The 20799-nt window shown below is 69.0% G+C and carries 22 protein-coding genes and 6 pseudogenes; 14 read left to right on the top strand and 14 right to left on the bottom strand.

Translation table 11 applies throughout. The annotated features are described in order from the left end of the window. Nucleotides 1–164 precede the first annotated feature (164 nt). Entirely contained in the window at nucleotides 165–470 is a 306-nt protein-coding gene (locus ADK54_RS03745) for a hypothetical protein (protein WP_053724057.1), read from the top strand. A gap of 401 nt (nucleotides 471–871) precedes the next feature. Here ADK54_RS03745 and ADK54_RS03750 read toward each other — a convergent pair whose 3' ends face one another. Beyond that, nucleotides 872–1285, bottom strand: a complete 414-nt coding sequence (locus ADK54_RS03750; protein WP_053724058.1) for a VOC family protein — start codon at nucleotides 1283–1285, stop codon at nucleotides 872–874. A gap of 55 nt (nucleotides 1286–1340) precedes the next feature. On the opposite strand from ADK54_RS03750, the gene ADK54_RS03755 reads away from it, so the two are divergent. Continuing rightward, the gene (locus tag ADK54_RS03755; protein ID WP_053724059.1) at nucleotides 1341–2000 is read left to right on the top strand and encodes a TetR/AcrR family transcriptional regulator; all 660 of its coding nucleotides are present in this window, start codon (nucleotides 1341–1343) and stop codon (nucleotides 1998–2000) included. Between the two features lie 79 nt (nucleotides 2001–2079). Here the strand turns inward: ADK54_RS03755 and ADK54_RS03760 are convergent. The 5 genes and pseudogenes from ADK54_RS03760 to ADK54_RS03785 form a co-directional block, all read right to left on the bottom strand. Further along, a pseudogene (locus tag ADK54_RS03760) lies at nucleotides 2080–3224 on the bottom strand (IS3 family transposase). Nucleotides 3225–3504: 280 nt separating this feature from the next. Further along, complete coding sequence (locus ADK54_RS45600) at nucleotides 3505–3936, bottom strand: hypothetical protein (RefSeq protein ID WP_159047610.1); 432 nt, start codon at nucleotides 3934–3936, stop codon at nucleotides 3505–3507. Between the two features lie 367 nt (nucleotides 3937–4303). Beyond that, entirely contained in the window at nucleotides 4304–4765 is a 462-nt protein-coding gene (locus ADK54_RS03775; RefSeq protein ID WP_234391906.1) for an NUDIX hydrolase, read from the bottom strand. Continuing rightward, a complete protein-coding gene (locus ADK54_RS03780) occupies nucleotides 4762–6021 on the bottom strand; it encodes a DegT/DnrJ/EryC1/StrS family aminotransferase (RefSeq protein WP_053724062.1) in 1260 nt (419 codons plus the stop codon). Before ADK54_RS03780 ends, ADK54_RS03775 begins: the two co-directional genes overlap by 4 nt. Then, nucleotides 6018–7019 carry a Gfo/Idh/MocA family protein gene (locus ADK54_RS03785; protein ID WP_053724077.1) on the bottom strand — a complete coding sequence of 334 codons (1002 nt, stop codon included), beginning with the start codon at nucleotides 7017–7019 and terminating at the stop codon, nucleotides 6018–6020. Before ADK54_RS03785 ends, ADK54_RS03780 begins: the two co-directional genes overlap by 4 nt. Nucleotides 7020–7226: 207 nt before the next feature. On the opposite strand from ADK54_RS03785, the pseudogene ADK54_RS47205 reads away from it, so the two are divergent. From ADK54_RS47205 to ADK54_RS42860, 3 genes and pseudogenes are all read left to right on the top strand, one after another. Further along, a pseudogene (locus ADK54_RS47205) lies at nucleotides 7227–7439 on the top strand (helix-turn-helix domain-containing protein); the annotation flags it as partial. Between the two features lie 225 nt (nucleotides 7440–7664). Then, a complete protein-coding gene (locus tag ADK54_RS03790) occupies nucleotides 7665–8609 on the top strand; it encodes an XRE family transcriptional regulator (RefSeq protein ID WP_234391909.1) in 945 nt (314 codons plus the stop codon). Next, nucleotides 8610–9237: pseudogene (locus tag ADK54_RS42860) on the top strand (helicase); the annotation flags it as partial. A 120-nt stretch (nucleotides 9238–9357) separates the two neighbouring features. Here ADK54_RS42860 and ADK54_RS03800 read toward each other — a convergent pair. Continuing rightward, the gene (locus ADK54_RS03800; protein WP_078966108.1) at nucleotides 9358–9654 is read right to left on the bottom strand and encodes a winged helix-turn-helix transcriptional regulator; all 297 of its coding nucleotides are present in this window, start codon (nucleotides 9652–9654) and stop codon (nucleotides 9358–9360) included. 145 nt (nucleotides 9655–9799) lie between these two features. Here ADK54_RS03800 and ADK54_RS03805 point away from each other — a divergent pair, with 145 nt between their 5' ends. The 3 genes and pseudogenes from ADK54_RS03805 to ADK54_RS03815 form a co-directional block, all read left to right on the top strand. Then, nucleotides 9800–10384 carry a carboxymuconolactone decarboxylase family protein gene (locus tag ADK54_RS03805; protein ID WP_053724066.1) on the top strand — a complete coding sequence of 195 codons (585 nt, stop codon included), beginning with the start codon at nucleotides 9800–9802 and terminating at the stop codon, nucleotides 10382–10384. Next, nucleotides 10381–11283: a carboxylating nicotinate-nucleotide diphosphorylase gene (gene nadC / locus ADK54_RS03810; RefSeq protein WP_078966109.1), complete on the top strand. Its 903-nt coding sequence runs from the start codon at nucleotides 10381–10383 to the stop codon at nucleotides 11281–11283. The genes ADK54_RS03805 and nadC overlap by 4 nt, the downstream gene beginning before the upstream one ends. 6 nt (nucleotides 11284–11289) lie before the next feature. Next, a pseudogene (locus ADK54_RS03815) lies at nucleotides 11290–11454 on the top strand (type III pantothenate kinase); the annotation flags it as partial. A 66-nt stretch (nucleotides 11455–11520) separates the two neighbouring features. Here the strand turns inward: ADK54_RS03815 and ADK54_RS03820 are convergent. Beyond that, nucleotides 11521–12063: a resolvase gene (locus tag ADK54_RS03820; RefSeq protein ID WP_234391907.1), complete on the bottom strand. Its 543-nt coding sequence runs from the start codon at nucleotides 12061–12063 to the stop codon at nucleotides 11521–11523. A 209-nt stretch (nucleotides 12064–12272) separates the two neighbouring features. Between ADK54_RS03820 and ADK54_RS45605 the strand changes: the two genes are divergently transcribed. After that, nucleotides 12273–12731 carry a transposase gene (locus ADK54_RS45605; protein WP_267886976.1) on the top strand — a complete coding sequence of 153 codons (459 nt, stop codon included), beginning with the start codon at nucleotides 12273–12275 and terminating at the stop codon, nucleotides 12729–12731. 60 nt (nucleotides 12732–12791) lie between these two features. Beyond that, nucleotides 12792–12923, top strand: a complete 132-nt coding sequence (locus ADK54_RS48205; protein ID WP_267886975.1) for a hypothetical protein — start codon at nucleotides 12792–12794, stop codon at nucleotides 12921–12923. Nucleotides 12924–12932: 9 nt separating this feature from the next. On the opposite strand, the gene ADK54_RS47210 is transcribed toward ADK54_RS48205, so the two are convergent. Both ADK54_RS47210 and ADK54_RS48210 read right to left on the bottom strand, forming a co-directional pair. After that, the gene (locus ADK54_RS47210) at nucleotides 12933–13847 is read right to left on the bottom strand and encodes a DNA/RNA helicase domain-containing protein (RefSeq protein WP_053724069.1); all 915 of its coding nucleotides are present in this window, start codon (nucleotides 13845–13847) and stop codon (nucleotides 12933–12935) included. A gap of 88 nt (nucleotides 13848–13935) precedes the next feature. Next, a pseudogene (locus ADK54_RS48210) lies at nucleotides 13936–13989 on the bottom strand (hypothetical protein); the annotation flags it as partial. Nucleotides 13990–14265: 276 nt separating this feature from the next. On the opposite strand from ADK54_RS48210, the gene ADK54_RS47220 reads away from it, so the two are divergent. Then, nucleotides 14266–14814 (top strand): hypothetical protein, encoded by a 549-nt coding sequence (locus ADK54_RS47220; protein ID WP_053724071.1) that lies wholly within the window; start codon nucleotides 14266–14268, stop codon nucleotides 14812–14814. Between the two features lie 221 nt (nucleotides 14815–15035). Here the strand turns inward: ADK54_RS47220 and ADK54_RS03845 are convergent, their stop codons facing one another. Next, the gene (locus ADK54_RS03845; RefSeq protein WP_234391910.1) at nucleotides 15036–15872 is read right to left on the bottom strand and encodes a protein NO VEIN domain-containing protein; all 837 of its coding nucleotides are present in this window, start codon (nucleotides 15870–15872) and stop codon (nucleotides 15036–15038) included. Nucleotides 15873–16387: 515 nt separating this feature from the next. Between ADK54_RS03845 and ADK54_RS03850 the strand changes: the two genes are divergently transcribed. Beyond that, complete coding sequence (locus ADK54_RS03850) at nucleotides 16388–17275, top strand: SDR family NAD(P)-dependent oxidoreductase (protein ID WP_053724073.1); 888 nt, start codon at nucleotides 16388–16390, stop codon at nucleotides 17273–17275. Between the two features lie 38 nt (nucleotides 17276–17313). Continuing rightward, nucleotides 17314–18242 (top strand): annotated as a pseudogene (locus ADK54_RS03855) (SDR family NAD(P)-dependent oxidoreductase). Between the two features lie 495 nt (nucleotides 18243–18737). Here the strand turns inward: ADK54_RS03855 and ADK54_RS45610 are convergent. After that, nucleotides 18738–19319 carry a transposase gene (locus tag ADK54_RS45610; protein WP_234391908.1) on the bottom strand — a complete coding sequence of 194 codons (582 nt, stop codon included), beginning with the start codon at nucleotides 19317–19319 and terminating at the stop codon, nucleotides 18738–18740. On the opposite strand from ADK54_RS45610, the gene ADK54_RS45615 reads away from it, so the two are divergent. Continuing rightward, on the top strand, nucleotides 19218–19769 hold the full coding sequence (locus ADK54_RS45615) for an IS3 family transposase (protein WP_159047612.1): 552 nt from the start codon (nucleotides 19218–19220) through the stop codon (nucleotides 19767–19769). The genes ADK54_RS45610 and ADK54_RS45615 overlap by 102 nt on opposite strands. A 178-nt stretch (nucleotides 19770–19947) precedes the next feature. Here the strand turns inward: ADK54_RS45615 and ADK54_RS45620 are convergent, their stop codons facing one another. Together ADK54_RS45620 and ADK54_RS03870 are read right to left on the bottom strand one after the other, a co-directional pair. Next, complete coding sequence (locus ADK54_RS45620) at nucleotides 19948–20196, bottom strand: hypothetical protein (protein ID WP_159047613.1); 249 nt, start codon at nucleotides 20194–20196, stop codon at nucleotides 19948–19950. Between the two features lie 289 nt (nucleotides 20197–20485). Further along, on the bottom strand, nucleotides 20486–20799 hold a 314-nt coding region (locus ADK54_RS03870; protein WP_199826859.1), incomplete at its 5' end, for a transposase.

The raw sequence follows: 20799 nt of genomic DNA on the forward strand, positions 1-20799 counted from the left end.
CGGCCGCCGGGTCAGCCGTCCTCGGTGCCGAGGACGACGTGGACATCGCTCGCCCCGGAGTTCACGCGAACGCACCGAGCGTGTCCATGCCCGCACGACACCGCTGCCGTCGATCATGGCCTTGCTTCGCATGAAATCCGTATGAACCAGTCGAAAGGACAGTCATGCCGCAACGGACCCTGAGGCCGACCCGCGCCCAGGTCGCAGCGCTGCTCACCGCATCAGTGCTCGGCGTGGGCCTGCTCGCCCCGTCGGCTTCCGCTGACCCGCCTCCGCCCGGCCCGAAGGTCGACAGCAACAGCGTCATCGACAGGGTCTGCCAGGAGGCGAACGCCGAGCCCGATGACGGCCCGGCCCTGTCCTGCGAACGGGACCTCGCACCGCCCCTCTCGCACCTCATCGGCCCCGGGAGCGGGATCACCTGCCGGAACCAGTCCCCGAACGCCATCGTCTGCCGCCAGGAAGAGTAAGAGCTGGCTCCGCCAAGAAGGAATCCGGCAGTGCCAGGGTGAACGGCAGACCAGCAGCGGCACTACGCCGACCCGGCCGCGCTCCTCAAGGACGGGACGACGGCGCCCCTCCCCGCCGCACCCGCAGCCCAAGCCAAATCCCGCACCGACCACCACAATCCGAAACAATCACTGAACCCGCACGTCAGGACCTCACCAGCTACCACGACCCCACAAAACCCCAGCCCACAACCACCCCACACCACCACCCGAAATCCCGAAACAATCACCAGACCACCACATCAACACCTCGCCCATCTAGCGATCACCAACGGATTTGTCACACCGCCTCCGCCCCCACCACAACCTGGCGCACACGGCGTTCGCGGCCTCTTGCGCCATCGCCAGGACCGGCGACTCAGTCATGAGACCTCGATCAGCTCCAGGAGATTGCCCTCCGGATCGGCGATGTACGCGTAACGCATGCCCATGGTCACGCCAGGCGCAGGGGGCGACACCGGAGCCGCACCGCACTCGCCGGTCAGGCGGGCGAACGCGGCGTCGAGGTCCGGGACTTGAAGCGCCAGGTGGGTGAAGGTCTGCACGGCGGTGGCCGCGAAGGGGTCAGCAGGCGCGGCAGGGCTCGAACCGGGCCGCTCGACGAACTCCACCCGCAGTCCGGCCGCATCGCTCAGGACCACGGTGCGGACCCCCGCCTCGGGCATCTCCAGGCGCTCGTCCACGTGAACGAGCCCGAGGGCGTTGCCGTACCAGGCTTCCTGAGTCGTGAGGTCGGCGACCGACAGGCTGACGTGGTGGAAACGGATCGCGGTCATGGCAACTCCCATGGTTAATGCCTTTCACCTGGTAAGTAATGTTAACCTTAGGTCCATGAGTTCCCCTGTCAAGCGCCGACCCACTGGCCACCACCACGGGGACCTGCGCAACGCCCTGCTGCGAGCAGCCCTCGAACTGGTCGCCGAACGCGGCCCGCACGGCTTCACTCTGGCCGAGGCGAGCCGCCGGGCGGGAGTGAGCGTTGCGGCGCCCTACAAACACTTCGCCGACCGCGAGACCCTGCTGGCCGAGCTCGCCACCATGGGCTACCGCGAGCAGCGCGACCGCTTCGCGGCGGCCATGAGCAGCAGCGGGGACCCCTCGGAGCGACTGGCCTCGTTCGCGTCCGCCTACATCCGTTTCGCCGCCGAGGAACCGGCCCTGTTCGATGTCACGTTCAACGCGGGCCTCGACAAGTCCAGGTTCGCCGAGCTGGCCTTGGCCGGCGACGGCGTGGCCGACCTCCTGCTGCCCGTCGCCCGACAGGTGGCCCAGGGCCCGGACGACGCATTCGACCTACTGCTCCGGGTTGCCGGTGCCGCGCACGGTCTGGCCGTGTTCCTTCGCCAGGGCCTGTTCGGGGTGGGAAGCGGAGCCCTCGCGGACACCGAGGAAAGGGCCGCGCGCACGGCCCGAGCGATCGTGGGCCAGCACGTCTGCGCGCCGTCGGCGAGCAGACCCCACGCCGATCCGCATCCAACCGGGAGACCCTGACCGCCCAAGAACTGAACCGTTCCGGGTTCGGTAGGGACTCCGGAGTGCCCCGAGTTGGGTGGAGTCGGGTTACCTGGTTTCACGCTTCTGGTGGTGTGCGGAGTTCGTACTCCACCGGGCTGAGCATGCCCAGCGCCGAGTGTCTCCTCTGACGGTTATGGAAGATCTCCAGGTACTCGAAGAGCGCCGTGGACAGCTCCATCCGTGTCCGCCACCGTCGGCGGTTGAGCAGTTCGACCTGGACTCGAGCCCAGAAGCACTCCATCATCGCGTTGTCCACGCAGTCCCCGATGGAGCCCATGGAGAGCAGCAGACCGGATGCCCGTGCGCGTTCGGTGAAGGCCCAGGATCCGAACTGCACTCCGTGGTCCGAGTGGATGATGGTGGCACCGGGGTGCGGGGAACGGTTGCCGATTGCCATGGCCAGGGCGTTGGTGGTCAGGGCCGCGGTGGGTGAGGCGTCGATCGACCAGCCCACCACCCGGCGCGAGAAGGTGTCCAGGACGACCGCGCAGTACACCTTGCCTTCGAAGGTGGGGTGTTCGGTGATGTCGGTGACCCACAACTGGTCGCGGGCGTGGCGGGTGAAGTTCCGTTCCACCAGGTCGGCGACCGAGGGGGTGATGCGCTTTGCGCGGGGTCGCCGGTTGCCGGACAGTCCGTGCAGGCCGGCGCGCTGCATCAGCAGTTCCACGGTGCCGTGGCTGACCTGGATGCTCAGCCCCAGGCCGAGCTCGGCGTGCACCCGGCGGGACCCGTAGGTGCCGCGCGAGGCCGCGTGGATGCCGACAATGGCCTCGGTCAGCCAGGCGTGCTTGACCAGGCGGTTCGACGGTGGCCGCTCCCGCAAGGCGTAGTAGCCGGACTCCGCGACATGGAGCACCCGGCAGGCGAGCTGGACCGGCAGGTGCTCTCGGGCCATCACGTGGATGGCTTCGAACCGCCTTTTGGGGACGTCGCCTCGCCCAGTAGCTCGGCGGCCCGTCGGTGGATGGCCAACTCGGCTTCCAGCTCGGCGATACGGCGCCGAGCCACAGCCAGTTCGGAACGGTCACTGCTGGTCGTGCCGGGCAACTGTCCCGTGTCGATCAGGTGTTGACGGCGCCAGACATAGATCGTCTGGTCACTGATGCCGAGGAGCTTAGCAACCTCGGCGACCTTACGGCCGGACTCTACGAGATCAAGAACCTTGCGGCGGAACCCGGGCGGATAGCTGCGGGGCATCACGGCCTCCGAAGGCTGCTGGATAGTCAATTGTCCAGCAACCCGACTCCATTAGACCCGGAGCAGACCATCTCTATCGAACCCGGAACGGTTCATTCTCGGTCATGCCGAGTTCGGCGCAGACGGCCCCAACGGCGTCGAGAGCGTCCCCCAAGTCGTCCCGTTCGTCCGGCGCCTGTGCTACCAGCGCAGGGCTCTGCTTTTCTTGGGGGCTCTGGCGGGTGTGGCGGTATCGGCGTCTTGAGCCACCAGCCCGGGTGGTGACCTGCCGAACCTGGCCTCAACAAGCGGGGCCGATCGCCACTTGCACCTTCTTGAGACGCTTGGCCGGCTCAGCGTCGGTGTTGTACCCCTGGTTGTCGCTCGCCCATGCCGCCTCAGTGCAGTAGCCGTCTCCGGTCGGCGACGTATGCTGCAGCCATTTGAAGGTGGACTCGCAGGTCAGCGCGTTGAAGTTCCCCAGCTCCTGCGCTAAGTCGGGCACGCCGGGCGCCTTCGTCCACACGATGATGTCCCTGGTGGGCGGGCAATGCCCTGCCGACGCGGACGGCTTCAGCTTTCCTCCGCCATGGGCACTGCCAGCGGGGACCGTTGCGGAAGATGTGGGCGCGGGGCCGCCGGGGTCATGGACGGTCCCGGTCGGCTTGGATGGACCGCCGCTGCAGGCAGCAGCAAGCAGGATGACGGCAATGGGCAGGACGGTACGACGCAAGGGGCCCCCTTGGCGGTTCGGATGCGGCGTGGGACACCGTGGCATCTATGTGCGCATCACGGGGCGTTGTTGCCGGAATATGACGATTGGAGGCAACACCACGCCCCGCCTGAGCCAGGGCGGTCATCGCCTCGGCCCGCATCCAGGCAGCTCGGTCAAGCTGACCGACGGTATCGGTTGCAGCTGTGCGTACGGTGATGAGCAGCAGCCTGGCTGACGTTCTGGCGAGTACCCATAGAGCAGTGCGCGTTGTGGTGCAGTGGGCAACGTCGGCATGTGACATGCCTGGTGCTGCGGTCAGGGCCAAGGTAGTCGAGGAATCGTCTGCTGCGGCCTGACGCGGCAGGCATCGGCCCTCCGCCAGTGATCACGCGCCTTCCTGTCGCCAGGTGGCGAGGATGGTCTGTACTGCGCTGGAGACTTGCTCCTGTTCCGTATGGTCGGCCCATAGGTGTGCATCGTGTTCGGTGAGCTTGACCGCGTCGCTCTCGTGGGTGGTTGTGGCGGTGAAGTTGAATTGCCGGGTCTTCTTGCCGCTCTTGGAGCGATAGTCGAAGTGCCCGAGGTAGGTCCCGATCTCGGTGACCGTGAGGCCGGTCTCTTCGGCGACTTCCCGGTGCAGGGCCTGGGTCAGGGTCTCGCCCTCGTCGACGCCGCCGGACGGAAGCTCCCACAGGCCGCCGAGGTAGTCGTCGGCGGTGCGGTGAAGCAGCAGCACCTTGCCGTCTGTGTTGGGGATGACGGCGCCGACGACGTGCTTGGTGATGCCGTCGGCATCGGCGGTGTGGAGGAGGTCGCCCATCAGGGCGGCGTCGACGGGGGCGTTCACTTCACGAGTTCCTTGTGGTGGTTGGTGACCTTGATGATGGCCGCGGTGTACGCGTCGGCGAGGTGGAGGTCCTGTTCTCGGTGCCACACCGGAAGTTTCACCGTACTGCCGTGCACACGCTGGGCGTTGGCGAAACTGTCGGTGTCGGGTTCCTGGTGGTCGGCGTAGCCGGGCAGGAGGAACCCCGGGGTTCGGAACAGCTGGTGCTCCCCGAGGGCGCGGGTGGAACCAGGCTGGTCGATCTCCTTGGCGCCCTCGGCATGGACGGCTTCGATGAACCGTTCGACGGGTAGGCCGGCGAGCCGGGCCGGGTCGTAGCGCAGCGGCAGCGCGTACCAGGCTGAACGGGCATGGGCCGGCGGGTGCGGCACGTCGATTCCCGGTACTTCGCGCAGGGCCTTCCGCATCCGGGCTGCGACAGCTTCGCGTCCGGTCAGGTAGCCCTCCAGGCGGGGAAGTTGAGTGGCCGCGAGTGCGGCCGCCAGGGGGTGGATGCGCAGCTTGAGTCCCATGCCGGTGACCGCGTAGGGGGCGAGGGCGTGGTCTGCGGGGATTTCGCGGCGGCATCGCTTGTTGTACTGGCCGTGCATCAGCGCGCGGTAGTACAGCTCGGTGTCGTCGGTGGCGACGAACCCGCCTTCCCCGGCGGAGAGGGGCTTGGGCCCGTTCATGCTGAAGGCCGCGGCGCGGCCGAAGGAGCCGACGAGTTGGCCGCGCCAGGTGGCGCCGTGGGCATGGGATCCGTCCTCCAGCAGCATCAGATTGTGCCGGGCGCTGAAGGAGAGCAGGTCGTCCATGTTTTCGGGCAGGCCCCACAGGTGGACGGCGACGATGGCTTTCGTCCGCGGGGTGATGCGGCGGGCGGCGTCGTCGAGGTCGAGCTGCCCGTGCTTGTCCACGTCGGCGAGCACGGGTCGGGCGCCGAGGTGGAAGAGCGGGGTGGCTGTGGCGTGGAACGTCAGCGCCGGGACGATCACCTCGTCGCCCGGTCCGATGCCGGCCGCTGCGTACATCGAGTGCAGGGCGGCCGTTCCCGTGCAGGTGGTGACGACGTGCCGGACCCCGAGGAAGGACGCCACGGAGTCCTCCAGCTCGGCGATGACGCCGGAGCGGTCTGGGATGGACACCGCGGACGTCAGCTGGCCGGCGACGGCGGCGATGTCGCTGTCGCCGATCGGGGGCCAGGAGAAGTGCGGGCCGGGGATGTCGATGACGGGCGGACCTCCGAAGAGGGCGAGGGGAGAGTCGGCGGTCACAGCAGGTACTCCTTCGGGTCGACGAGTGTGAGGGAGGTCTGGGAGGTGTAGGCGGCGGCCAGGAACGCGGTGTGCGCCACGTGGCTGCGGGGGCCGCAGGGGTTGGTCCGCTCGCCGTCGAGCACGCGGCAGAAGCAGTCGATCTGCGCAGCATCGGCGGAGGGCCAGGCCGGTTCACGGGTCAGGGACTCGATCAGCTGCCCGTCCGGGGCGAGGCGCCGCAGCCGGCCTCGCTCGATCACGACGGCGCCACGGGGTCCGGTCACTGTCAGCTGTTCGGTTTTCGGACCGGCGGAGCGGGAGATGAGCAGGGAGCCGTACAGACCGGAGTCGTAGGCGAGGTGGACCAGCGCGGTGTCCTCGGCGTCGTACTGCGCGTCGGGGTGTGCGGCGGTGGAGGCACTGGCCAGGATGCGGTCGGGGAGGCCGAGGTACCAGATGAGCAGGTCGATGAGGTGGTAGCCCATGTCCATCAAGGCCCCGCCTCCGGCCAGGGATGCCTGTCCGCGCCAGCCGGCGGCCGGGTCGGGGCAGTGGAAGGTGTAGCGGCCCTCGACCAGGTACGGCTGTCCGATCTGCTCCAGCAGCTGCACCGCCGCGGTGTAGAGCGGGTGGAAGCGGCGCTGGACAGTGACCATTAGCTCGATGCCGGACTTGTCGCACTGCGCCACGAGCTCGGCGGCTTCGGCCGGGCTGGTCGCGAACGGCTTCTCCTTCATCACATGCACCCCGGCCACAGCGCAGGCCTCGATGACCCCGCGGCCGGCGTGGTGAGGAACCGCGACGACGGCGAAGTCCGGGCGCACGTCCTCCAGCAGGGCGCGGATGTCGGTGAAGCCGGGCACGTTGTGCTTCTGGGCCTGGGCGGCGAGCTTGCCGGGGTCGGTGTCGCAGACCGCGGCGAGTTGGGCGAACTGGGAGTCGGCCAGCCCCGGCAGGTGGTCCTCCAGAGCCTGGTGGCCGAGCCCGATGACGACTGCCCTCTTGCGTACGCTCATCGCGTTCACGCCCTTCGGTGAAAGCGCGTCGGCCCGCCTGCTGCGGGCCTTGGCATTGCTCCAGGGCACCGCATCTGGTCAGGCACCGGCAGGGGCGCTGCCGTGAGGAGCAATGCCGATTGCATCTGGTGCAAAACCGCTGTTGCGGCCCGGCGGCCCGGGTCTACGGTGGGCGGGGCGGCACCTCGGCTATCGACGGGGGCGTGGATGCCAGTGAGCACAGCGCGAGCGCGATCCGAACGCCCGAAGAGGCCTGGGGAGTTGATCCGCAGCAGGCGGCAGGCCCGGGGCTGGACGCTTGCTGATCTCGGTGCCCGAACCGGCTACTCCGCCTCCCAGGTCTCCCGGTATGAGCGGGGCCTCTCCTCGCTGTCCGATGTCGCGGTGCTCCGACGCTTCGCTGACGTGCTCGATATCCGGCCCAAGGAGTTCGGGCTTACCGCCACTTCGCCTCCCGCGGAGAACCGACACGGACACTCCGTCACCTTGAGTCTCGGATACCCGCGCCTTCCCGGCTCTAGGGTGGGACGAACCCAGAGGGAGGACGGTGACGACCCAGTGCGGCGACGCAAGTTCCTGGCTCTCTCAGCCGCGGCCACAGCCGGCGTCTCACTCCCGGGACCGGGGTCAGCAGCCGCCGAGGATATGCCGGTCGGACAGGTTCTGGTCGGTCGTCTGCGTGACGCGATGCTCGGCATCGGCCAGGACAACGAGCTGCCGGGCCCCGAGCAGTTGCCCGCCGAACTCGCCCGCGTGCACACGGACTTCCACACCTGCCACTACACCAACCTCGCCGTACGCCTGCCCCGTCTGATCCGTGCCGGACACGCCATCGGCTCCGACGTCGAAGCCGAGCACCTCGACCTGCTCGGGCAGAGCTACCTGCTCGCGACCCGCATGCTCATCAAGCTCGACGAGCAGCAGCTCGGCTGGATGGCAGCCGACCGCGCACGCCACGTGGCCGAAGCCGCCGGGCACCCCCTGGCCGTGGCAGAAGCCGCCCGGAATCTGGCCGTGCTCGCCCGCCGCGCCGGCTGGGAGGAACAGGCACTGTCGATCGCGCTCAACGCCGCCGCCGACCCCAGCCTCCGCACATCCCGCAGCGGCGCCGCCGAACGCGGCCTGCTGATCCAGTCCGCCGCCTACAGTGCCGCGCGGAGCGGCGACAGGGCAGGCATGCGGGAGCTGACGGACGAAGCCGCCGCCATCGCCGCCCACCTCGGCGGCCACACAGCCCTGCGCGACCACGGCGGCGGCTTCAGCCCCGCCACCGTCCAACTCCACCGCATCTCCGCCGAGTTCTCCACCGGCGACCCCTCCGCAGCCCTCAACGCCGCCCGTGCACTGCCGCCCCAGAGCCTGCCCAGCGTCGAACGCCGGGCACGGTACTACACCGACGTGGCCGCCGCCCTGGCCCAACGCGGACGCCGGGACGAATGCGTCCGCGCGCTCCTGGCCGCCGAGCACCAGGCACCCCAGGAGACACACTCCCGCCCAGCGGTAAGATCCCTCATCACCGGACTCCTGCTGTCCGGCCGCACCACACCCGAACTCCGCGCCCTCGCCGCCCGCGCCGGCACCCTCCCCTAAGACGTCCTGGAGATCCGTGATCCCTCCCCCGTCCTCGGGGTGCCGGAGGAAGCGCTGCGGGGCCGGCGCCTCGCGCTCCTGCAGACCGCCCTCCTGGAATACGCCGCCCGCCACAACCTCAAGACCGTGATGACGTTCCACCAACGGGTCGAAGAGGCCGCCGCGTTCACCGAGAAACTGCCCAAGACGGCAGCCGAGCCGTACTCCAACGCCGCCTCCGACGAAGCCCTGGCGAAAGCAGAGAGCCTGCCGAAGTCGTCAATCGACGCCAAGTTCTACGAGCTGGAAGCCGACCGCCACGTACCCCCGGACCGCGTCTGGTCCGGATGGCTGTGCGGCGACCACCTCCGTCACCGAACGACGCGAAGTCCTACGGCAGTTCGCAGGCGGCATCGACGCCACCGGCCACCGCGTGCACCGCGCGTTCCTCGCGAGCTGCCGTGTGCTCGGAGAAGGCGTCGACATCACCGGCGAACGCGGCGTGGAAGCCATCTGCTTCGCCGACACCCGCGGCTCCCAGGTCGAAATCGTCCAGAACATCGGCCGCGCACTCCGGCCCAACCGCGACGGCTCCACCAAGGTCGCCAGAATCATCGTGCCGGTCAGCCCTCAGGCCCTAGAGACGCCCCTGCGAACGTCGGCTGAGTGGAGGCGCAAGATCTACCTGCGCCGCGACGGGGACGTGGGGTCTTCGCCGCTCTCGAGGAAGACCCGTACGATCGCGCCCTGGTCGAGCGCGACGTGACCTTCACGTCTCCGTGGGCTCCTGATCGTTGTGTTCTTGCTCCTGCGCCCAGGTGATCGCCCATTCGTCGAGCGGACGGAGGGCGTGCCCGAGTGCTGTCCCCAGCCGAGTGAGCTCGTAGCCATCGGCCGAGGGGGAGATGATCCCGCTCGATGTGAGTTCACGGAGCCGCTGGTAGAGGACGCTGGACGACAGCCCTTCGCACCGTGCCAGCAGCGCGCGGGCGCCGAGCGGACCCTCACGCAGTTCCCAGAGAATTCGCAGCGCCCACCGACGGCCGAACAGGTCCATCGCGGCCATGAGGGGACGGCCGGTCGTCGATCCACGAACCGGTGTTCCTGGGTGCGGTGTCGGCATACCCCTCCTAGTCCTTGCGTTTCGTTATTCGAAACACTAGCATCCACTCGGTGTTTCTGATTTCGAAACGAACTCGACGGGAGAGCCGATGTCGCGGATAGCCCTGCTGGACCCGCCGTACACTGACCAGGCTGGCGCACTGCTCGCGCGCATGATGCCCGGGGAGGCCCCGCCGATCGGGCTGTTCCGGATGTTCGCCAGAAACATCCCCCTGGCCGACGCCATGCACGGGTGGGGTCGCTACGAGTTGGGCAGACAGCTGACCCTGACCATGCGGGAACGCGAGATCGTCATCGACCGGACGTGCGCGCTGTGCGGCTGCGAGTACGAGTGGGGCGTGCACATGATGACGTTCGCCGAGCGGGTCGGACTCACCCGCGAGCAGGCGGCATCCCTGGTGCACGGCGGCCCCGCTGACGAGTGTTGGACGTCCGAGAGGGAACGGCTGCTCATCCTCTCTGTCGATGCGCTGCACGAGCGTTCCGACATCGATGACGCGCTGTGGACACGGCTCGTGTCGGTCTTCGATGAGCTCCAGCTGCTCGATCTGCTTCTGCTGTGCGGGTGGTACCACGCCGTCAGCTTCGCCGCGCGCGGCGCGCGCGTGCCGCACGAGCCCGGCGCGCCTCGCTTCGCCGACTTCCTCCCCATCACGACCGGGACCAACCGATGAGGCCGCTGGAGCGCGGCCTGGACCCGGAGCTGGCCGAGCTGCTGGCCGCTGCCGGGCTGGATCCCGTGGTGGTCGAGGACGTCGCGCACCTGGCCATCGAGGAGGACCTCGACCAGGGCGCCGACGTGACCACGGTGGCCACCGTGCCCGAGGACGCCCGCGCGACGGGCGACTTCACCGCCCGCGAGGCCGGTGTGGTGGCCGGGCTACCGGTGGCCGAGGCGGTCCTGTCGGTGGTGTGCGGCGACGACTTCGCGGTCGAGCGGCACGTGGCCGATGGCGAGTCGGTGGCCGCCGGCCAGCGGCTGCTCACGGTCACCGCCCGCACCCGGGACCTGCTGACCGCCGAGCGCAGCGCGTTGAACCTGCTGTGCCGGCTGTCCGGCATCGCCACCGCGACCAACAGGTGGGTGCTGGCGATCGAGGGCACCAGGGCGCAGGTCCGCGACACCCGCAAGACCACGCCGGGGCTGCGGGCGCTGGAGAAGTACGCGGTGCGCTGCGGCGGCGGTGTCAACTACCGGATGTCACTCTCGGACGCCGCCCTGGTCAAGGACAACCACGTGATCGCGGCCGGTGGCGTCGCCCGGGCGTTCGCGCTGGTCCGCGCGGAGTTCCCGGACGTACCTGTCGAGGTCGAGGTCGACACCCTGCACCAGGTGCGGGAGGCGCTGGCCGCGGGTGCGGACCTGATCCTGCTGGACAACTTCACGCCCGACGAGACCGCCGAGGCGGTCGCCGTCGTCGCCGGCCAGGCCCTCCTGCAGTCCTCCGGACGGCTCACCCTGGCCACCGCCCGCGCCTACGCCGAGACCGGCGTGAACTTCCTGTCCGTCGGGGCCCTCACGCACTCCGCCCCCATCCTGGACATCGGCCTCGACCTGCGAGCGGAAGCGTAGAGGCGGATGCTGCTCACCATCGACGTCGGCAACACCCACACCGTGCTGGGGCCGTTCGACGGGCAGGAGATCGTCGAGCACTGGCGGATCTCCACCGAGGCGCGGCACACGGCGGACGAGCTGGCGGTGCTGCTGCAGGGCCTGATGCGCATGCACCCGCTGCTGGGTGACGGTGTCCCAGTAGCTCTCGCGGAAAAACAACGCTAAGCGGCTGCGGCCCAGCTCAGGGGGTCGGCGTCACTGGCCGAGGGCGTTGACGCGGTTCTCGTACTCGCGTCGGGCCTTGCGCTGGGCCGGGACCGCAGCGGTGCCGTCGAGAGGCTGGCAGCCAGCAAGGAGCTGTTGGTGAACCGCCGGGGTGGTACTGACGCGCAGGGTGTAGCCCTGGCCGCGCCGTAGGGTCACCCCGCGGTCCAGCGCGTCGCGCTCTGCGGGCTCCAGTTCGGCGGCGCGGAGGAAGTCGGCGACCTTGCCAGGCATGTCGAGGACGATCGGCAGTTCCGAGGCCGGGGCGCCCGGGTCAGCGGCCGCGTACTCGGGCAGGAGGTCGGCCACAGCGGTACGGATGGCGCCGCGGCTGACGTGGTGGTCGCGGGCCAGGCCGGCGATGGACCGGCCGCCCAGGTACGCGGCGCGTACGGCGGCGGCCTTCGCTGCCGTGACGACCGGGCGGCCCCCGCCCTTGTTGCCCTTGGCCTCGGCGGCCCGCAGTCCGTCGTAGGTCAGCTCGCGCTGAAGATCACGCTGGAGTTCGCCGGCGGCGGCGAGGGTCTGCACCATGATCTTCACGGTGGACAGCAGTTCCCCGGTGCGCGCCCGACGACCTCATCCACCCCCGGCGCCGCGGCCGGACCCTGCTGCCGCCCCACGCCGAGTACCTCAACCAGCGATGGGTCGAAGGCTGCACGGACAGCGGGCGCCTCTTTCGCGAACTCCAGCAGCGCGGTTATCGAGGCAGCGCGCGCAACCTGCGCCGCTGGCTGGAACCGCTGCGTTCGGCCCCGCCGGGAGCCAAGCTCCCCTCCGCTCCCTCAGCACGTCAGGTCACCGGCTGGCTCACGCGCCACCCAGAGTCCCTGCCGGACGACGTGACGCTGTTCCTCAAGCAACTCTTCATGCGCTGCCCGGAGTTGAACGCTACTGCCGAGTGCGTGCGTGACTTCGCCAAGATGTTCACCCGCCTCGACGGCCAACGGCTGCCCCAGTGGATCGACGCCGCTGAAGCCTCCGCGCCGCCGCCCATGCGGCGCTTCGCCATCCAGCTGCGCAGCGACGTCGAGGCCGTGACTCGCGGGCTGACGATGTCCTGGAACTCGGGCCCGATTGAGGGGCGATTTTGTGACATCAAGGCGATCAAGCGCCAGATGTTCGGTCGGGCCAGCTTCCCCCTCCCGCGCAAGCGGGTCCTGCTCGTCGCCGCCAGCAGACGCATGAAGCCGACACCGTGATCGTCTTCACGGAAATCTTCGCAGAGCCGCGTGGCATGGCCGCCGTCACACGGGGCCGCCGTGTCCCAGCTCCCCATGGAGTTCGTCCACACCGACCGGCTCATCCAGGCCAGCGCCGAAGCCCTCCGCCTCCCCCACACCCCCGGCCACTCTGTCCTCATCTACAGCAACGAACCCCCCGCCTGGCACTGAACGGCCGGCTCACGATTCGCTCTCCGGTGACACAGGCGTGTCGGGCTCTGCTGCATTCGGTGCGGGGACCAGTTGGTGCAGTCGTGCCTGGGTTTCGGGGTCTGTGGAGTACAGGAGGGTTCCGGACATGCCGCGGGTGAGGAGGACTTTGTAGGTGTTGCGGACCAGGCGCAGGAAAATGGCGCGGTCGGTGCTGCTGAGCGCGGGGTCTCTGCTGGCCTGGGGGTTGGGGAGCCAGCGCTCCTGGCGCCAGACGAGGTCGTCTCCGAGGATGACGCCGTTCCAGTCGTACTCGAAGCCCTGGGCGGTGTAGATGCAGCCGACCTGGCCGAAGCCGTCGGGGTCGGTGGCCCACAGCCAGGACGGGGGGACGCCGCCGAGGCGGGACTCGCCGCGCAGGTTCCATGGCTTGCGCCAGGAGCCGATCGTGATGTCGTCGACCAGACGGCCGCGGCGCGGGTCGCTCCATGGCCAGCAGAAGCCGGCGGTGATGCGGGCGGTGAGGTGCTGCGCCTCCTTGGCCCGCAGGAGGTCTTCCATCTGCTGGGCGGAGTCGGCCACGCGGACGTGGAAGGTGCGCTCGTCGGCCCACTCGGTGGCGGGCTCGTCGGTGAGCTGCAGCAGGCGCAGGACCCACTGTTCGTAGGCGCGGCTGCCGCCGTTGCGGAACTGGCCGTTGAAGTCGATGTGGCGTGGGCGCAGGCCTCGGGCGGCGGCGGCCTGGTCGATCGCTTTGCGGCTGCCCATCTCGCCGGGGCGTACGACTTGGTGGTCGTCCAGGAGGAAGACGGGGACGCGGGCGGCGTCGAGGAGTTCGTCGATCTGGCGTACCCCGCGGTGGCGGACGGAGTGTGCGCGGATGCGGTGGGCCTCGTCGCAGATCAGTGCGTCCAGTCCGTTCTTGGGGGCGTCGGCGAAGTTCATGAAGTAGCCGAAGAGCTTGCGGACGCAGGGGGTTGTCGGTGCCGACGGCGTGGTGGAGGGTGCGGGTGAAGGACTTGGATCCGGTGGCGTGGACCACGGTGTGGCGGTCGTGGGCGAGATGGCGCATCAGGTGCAGGGCAATGACGCTTTTGCCGGAGCCGGGGCCGCCGGTGACGATGAGGACTTCTTTGCTGTCCGCTTCACGGGCCTTCTTCACCGCGCGGCGCACCAGCGAGACCGCGACCTGCTGTTGGTCGAGCAGGACGAAGCGGTCGGCGTGCAGGATCTCTTCCGCGGTCGCGCGCAGCAGGGGGCGGCTGGGTGCCAGGGGGCTGTCGATGAGTTCGTCGGCGGCTACAGTGCCGTGTGCGGGTGAGAGGCGCGACTGCAGGTAGGCGATCAGCTGATCGCGGGTGCCGTGAGTGAACAGGCGCCCATAGTGGTCGGGTTCGAGGGCGAGCAGATCGGCTACACCGGCGCTATCGGCGTTGTGGAGGTAGGCCACACCGGCCACCGCGTCGGGTTCCGCATCCAAAACAGTGGTGAAGTCCTGCAGGTACTGGCAGTAGCGCCGCACCTGGGCGACCGGATGCAAGAAGGCCCGGTTGTTGTTGCCGACCCCTGGCAGACACAGGTCCTCGGTGTCGGGCAGAGCCCGGGCGTGGGTCCACTGCTTGAGCTCGACGATGACGTAGGACGGCCGGGACGTGCGGGGGTGCCAGCCGGCCAGCACCACGTCGGCCCGCAGGCTGGACAGCGCCAGCCGGTACTCGATCAGTACCTCGACATGCTGCAGTCCGGCTTCATCCAGCACGCGGGCCAGGGCGGGCAGGCTGTTGCGCCAGGACCGTATCTCCCCGTCCTCCAGCTGGCCCAATCGCGCCCGCCGGTGACACTAGGCCAGATCATCGGCCACCGTGCCCTGTTGGCAGCGGTCGACGAACTCGTGCACAGGCATGCGCAGTAACGGCATCATCGCCTCCTCGGATCAATACGGTTCATGCAGCAGCGCGGGCAGCCCCGCACGGCGTAAGGCGTTGCCTGGGCACGCGGACTGAGCCAGCCCGCCGGGGCCGCCTTCCCCACTCGGCCCCGACGGGGCATGTGCCGCACGCGCATATGCCACGCATGGATGTCGTACAGCCGAGCCCTGGGGCAGGGGGCCCGATCGTGCAGGCCGGGCCGGGGCTACGGCTGGGTGCCAGCAGGAGGTTGGGGGACGAGGTACTGGTAGCGGGTGGGGCGCAGGTCTTCCTCGGCCGGCTGCCAGTCCTCGAGCAGCAGGACGTCGCCGCCGCTGCACTGGTACGTGCCGTCCGTCCTGGTGACCTTGATGTCGCTGACGATGAACAGGTCGACGGTGTGGCGGGCATCGCGGGCGTGGAAGACCTCGTTCACGGTCAGCTCCACGCTGGTGGGGGCGCCGGTGGTGCCCTTGACCTCCACCCGCCGCTCCAGCCCTGCCCGCTCCAGGCGCAGGTCGTAGGGCTTGCCGACCCTGTGCGCCGTCCAGCCCCGCTCGGGATGCTGGTAATGGGTGACGGCCTTCCCCTCGGCGTACAGCTCGACCGCCCTGCGCTTTTCCGGGTCCATCTGCCGGCCCGCGCCCCGCCGCCCGCGCCGGGGGCTGTTGGGGCCCTCCAACTGCTCGGGCGTGACCCCCGGCGTCGCGGCGAGCGCGACATCATGGTCCGCGGCCCAGTCGGCCTCAATGCCGGCCGCGTCGAACAACGACTGCGGGTCCATCGCCACCAGGTAGCCAACCCCCTGCTGGGTCCCCGACCGACGCGCCGCCTGCGACGCCTCCGCGCTGAGCGGACCGTCCGGGCCCAGCGGCACATCGTCGAGCACGGCCAGCGGCTCCAGGCCCAGCCGGTAAGGGTAGATGACCCGCTCCTCGGCGACCTCGTCCGGCCAGTGCGGCGCCGTGCCCTCGTACACACCGACCTGCACCTTGCACAGCGCCATCCGCACGGACTTCGCTTCCCACTCCCCCGGCTGCACCCGCGGCGCCGCCCCGGTCACCAGCAACGCGAAGACCGGCTCCCGCCGGCCGTACCAATCCGGCTTCCTCGGAAAACCCCAGGAACGGCCAAGCCGTCGCTTCCGCACTTCGGCGCCTCAATGGGCCGCCCAGCCGTGTGAGGAGTACAGCCCGACGACTCCGCCGGGGGCCAGCGGATCACTGGGCCTCACCATGGAGCTCCGCGTGCGCGATCGAGATGGATTGGAACGACCTCTGCCCCGCCCGCGAGCAACATCGACGAGCTCCATCGCCGCATTGCGGCACAGGCTCGCCCCGGCAGCGTTCGCTGAACTGGTCGCAACCTTCATGGCAGTGGACCAGGAGGAGGCGGCGGAATGACTCGAGCGGCAACCGTTCTCGGTAGAGGCTCTGGGCTGCTGCTTTTTGGGCACCTGAAGTCGAAGCTGGATGCCGGATTGAGCGTCCTGGGCCTTGGACCGCGAGCACGTGCACAGCAAGGCCAGCCGAGTTCGCTCCGACGACGAGCTGCCCGAGTTGTCCCTAGCGTGGGGGCATGACCACACCACGCATCGCGCTCGTGACCGGCGCCAACCAGGGGCTCGGCCGTGCACTGGTCGAGGGGCTCGCGGCCCGCCTTGGCCCCCAGGACCTGGTCCTGCTGACCGGTCGCGACGACCAGCGGGTCGCCGAAGCGGCTGCCGAGGTCGCCCATGCCCCGACCGTACGCAGCCGGGTGGAGGGCCGGGTTCTGGACGTCACCGACGCCGATGCCGTCGACGCTCTGGCCGCCGAACTGCACCACCGCCACGGCGGCATCGACATCGCGATCTCCAACGCGGTCGCCCGGCTCCTTCCCGACCGGCCCCAGTCCGACCAGGCCGACGAGTTCATCGACGTCGCCAACGGCGGCGCCCACGCAGTGCTGCGCTCCTTCGTGCCGCGGCTGAGACCGGGCGGCCGGCTGATCGTCGTCGCCAGCGCGCTCGGCACCCTGGGACATCTGGATCCGCGCCTGCACCCTCGCTTCGACGGCGCGACGCTCGACCAGGTCGAGTACGCCGTCGAGTCCTGGCGCAGTGCGGTCCACTCCAGGACGGCGGAGGAAGCGGGATGGCCCCGCTGGCTGAACGTGCCGTCGAAGGTGGCACAGGTTGCTGCCGCGCGGGCGGTGGCGGCCGAGCGCCGTACACGCGATCTCGCCGAGGGAACGCTGGTCGCTGCGGTCTGCCCCGGCATGGTCGACACCGCGACCTCCCGGCCGTGGTTCGGCGACTACAGCCAGGCGCAGAGCCCGGCCGAGGCCGCCCGTGCCGTACTCGACCTCGTGTTCGCCGAGCCGGTCGACCCGGACCTGTACGGCGAGCTCGTCCGCTTCGGCACCCCCCTGCCGTGGCACGGCGGCGTGCCTCTCACCGAGCAGGACCGGCTGCTCACCCCGTGAACGTACGCAACACACCGCTACACAGCGAGGAGTTCACCATGAATGCCATCACGACCCCGTTCGGATTTGCCAGCTCCGCCGCCGAAGTCGCCGCCGACATCGATCTGACCGGTCGGCGGGCCGTCATCACCGGCGGCTCGTCCGGCATCGGCGTGGAGACGGCGCGCGCCCTGGCGAGCACCGGCGCCGAGGTCACCTGGCCGTACGCGACACGGCAGCGGGCGAGCGGGTCGCCAAGGACATCGCCGCCACCACCGGGAACCGACACGTCGCGGTGGCCCATCTGGACCTCACCGACCCGGCGTCGGCTGCCTCGTTCGCGGCGGCCTGGCGGGGCCCGCTGCACGTGCTGGTGAACAACGCCGGGGTGATGGCCTGCCCCGAGCAGTACACCGAACAGGGCTGGGAGATGCAGTTCGCCACCAACCACCTCGGCCACTTCGCCCTGGCCAACGGCCTCCACCAGGCGCTGGCCGCCGACGGTTCGGCCCGGATCGTGGTGGTCTCCTCCACCGGTCACCAGTCCTCGCCGGTCGTCTTCGACGACGTCAACTTCGCCTTCCGCGCCTATGATCCTTGGCTCGCCTACGGCCAGTCCAAGACCGCCAACGTGCTCTTCGCCGTCGAGGCCACCCGCCGCTGGCGGGATGACGGCATCACCGCCAACGCCTTGATGCCCGGCGCCGTCTACACCAACCTCCAGCGCCACACCGGCGGCCGGGGCAGCGGCAGGGTCCCCGCCGAACTCATCAAGACCGTCGAGCAAGGTGCGGCCACCTCCGTCCTCCTGGCTACCTCGCCCCTCCTCGAAGGCATCGGCGGCCGCTACTTCGTCGACTGCAACGAGACCGAGACCGTCGACCACCGCACCGGCAACCTGCACGGCGTGGCCCACTACGCCCTCGACCCCGACAACGCCGAGCGACTGTGGACCTTGTCCGAGAAGCTCCTGGGCACCGGTGAGTGACCCTGTCTGGGCGTCCGAGCAACACGAGAACCATCACTGCGTGTCGGCACCGCCCCAGTGAGACGCACCGAGTTCGCCGTCACCTACCCAGAGGGGCCATAAAAACAGAGACGCCGGCTCAAGGACAGAGGCTGAGACACTCCGCGAGCTCCCTGCTCAGCGCGCCCCCGTGGGACATTGGAAATGCGAACCTGATATGTAGTGCGTTTTGTCAAGAGGGCATGGATTTCCGGACTCGCGGGGGCGGGTCCAGGGGTGGTGCTGTGGGACCGGCGGGAGGCCGGTGGCGTGTCGTACGTCGACGCGCGGTCAGCCTGATATCCGCGGGTTGGTTACCGCATGACCGGATGTTCGTCGGGGACGGAGCGCTGGTCTACACCCGAGCGTGGCCCACCGGAGCGGACTGCTCATAGGTTCCGCGGGCATCGTCCCTCGCGCTGAACACGTGTCGGCCTCCCGTCGGCCGTTCTGTGAACCCCGCTGGTGACAGTAGGGTCAGTTCTCCATCATCGCCAAACTCCAGCACCAGCCCGCCAGTTCACGGGCGATCGCGACGGCGGCGACGTTGGTGTTCTTCTTCCGGGCCAGGAAGCTTACCCACCGCTGGTGGAGCCTGCGGTTGCCGAGGTCGGCGCGCTGCCGCACCGGGGCCGGGGCCAGTTCCATGCGTCGCCGCAGGGCCGCCCCGGGACCACGGTAGGGCTGGCAGTGCTGCCAGGCCGCCTCGACCAGCAGGCGCCTGGCGTGAGTGTTGCCGGTCTTGGTGATCGGGCCCAGGGTGCGGTTGGGCCCGGAAGAAAGCTCACTCGGCACGAGCCCGAGGTAGGCGCCGATGGTCGCGCCGGTGAACTGGTGCCAGTCGCCGACCTCGACAGCCAGCCCGAAGGCGGACAGCGTGTCGATGCCCCGCAGGCAGGCCAGCCGACGCACCACCGCGGCCCTCGACAGGGCAAGCGGAAAGCCGCGCGTGACCTGGTGCTTCGCCGGTTCGATGCGATCGCGCCGGACGTGTTGTGGTGGGGCGATATAACCGAGATCGAAACAGGCGAGGGCAAGCTCTCCCTGGCGTCCGTCCACGATGCGTTCTCGCGCCGGGTGCTCGGTTACGCCATGGGCGAGCTGCATGATGCGTCCCTGGTCAGCGCGGCGCTGAAGATGGCCGTCGCGATGCGCGGCGGCGCCGTGGACGGCGTGATTTTCCACGGCGACCGCGGGTCGGAATACACCAGTGAGACCTACAACAACCTCTGTGGCCGACTGGGTGTGGTGCAGTCCATGGGGTGTGTGGGCTCGGCGCTGGACAACGCGGCGGCGGAGTCGTTCCACTCGACGATCAAGGTGGAGTACATCCGCCGGCACCGCTTCACCACCCGTGCCGAGGCCCGGCTGAAGATCGCCACGTGGATCGTGGACTTCTTCAACCGGTACCGAAGGCACAGCGCCGCCGATGGACTGCCGCCGGTGGAGTTCGAACGGATCATCAACCAGAAGCGCGCCGGGGCCCGTTCACGGGCTCAGGCCGCATAGCCGAAGACTCCACGCTCCCAGGGGATTGCCAACACCTCGCGCAGCAAGTCCTCGCTTTCGGGCGCGTGGCCTGCCTGGTGGGACAGGATGACGTGCTGACCCTGCCTCAAACAGGCGCATGCTTGCCGAGATGGCCGACCAAGCACGTGCTGCGAACGCCCACCTGCTCCGGCAGTAATCAGAGAATCCCAATATGGTTCAGGATGCCGCTGAGAAGTTGATGGATGTTGGCGATGGCATTGATTTGGTCTTGAGACAGGACGTTGTTCAGACCAACGTTGACGAGTCCGCTTTGGACTTGAGACACCAGGCCGTTGACGAGTCCGCCTCCATCGCTGGGTGCGGCTGAAGCGGGGATGGCAGATCCGAGAACCAGACCGACCGTAACAGCGGTAGTGGTGGCCAGTCGGGTGAGTTGAGCCCTCATGCTTCCGCTCCTTTCACGCCCTTGGCGTGTCGCTGAGACGCTCAGAAGGACGACGTGGTCACAGAAGAGACACCTACCGATACTGCAACCCGACCAAACCATGGGCGCACGGGCGCGCAGAAGCCCGAAGCAGCGCATTACGCGCGTGAAACAGTCAGACGACCCCATGCTTCACGCGCCCTGGCCAGACTGACCCAGCTCCCCAGTCCCCGTTCGGCAAGCCGCGTCGCCGCGGAGAGCAGCAGCCGCCACAGCGAGGACGCAGACCTCGGCAACCGGACCGCTACGCCTACTGACCTTTCCGATGGGTTGTCGGGCTGGTGTCAGCTGAAGGTGGCGAGAGACCGGTGCCATCGAGACAACCGTCGATGAGGTCTGGTGTGTGCTGGATGCGCCGCAGGCCGCTGCGGACGGCCCGGACGAGGTGGTCGCGGTCGGCGAAGACGATGTTCGCGGTCACGGCCCGCCGCAGAAGGGACCAGATGCCCTCTACCGGATTCAAACCCGGTGAGTACGACGGCAGCTGGACGATGGTCAGCCAGTCATGCTCGGCGGCATAGTCACGGATGTCGGCGCTGCGGTGGACATTCAGATTGTCCCAGA

The organism is Streptomyces sp. WM6378, from assembly GCF_001279695.1.
Classification (GTDB): Bacteria; Actinomycetota; Actinomycetes; order Streptomycetales; family Streptomycetaceae; genus Streptomyces.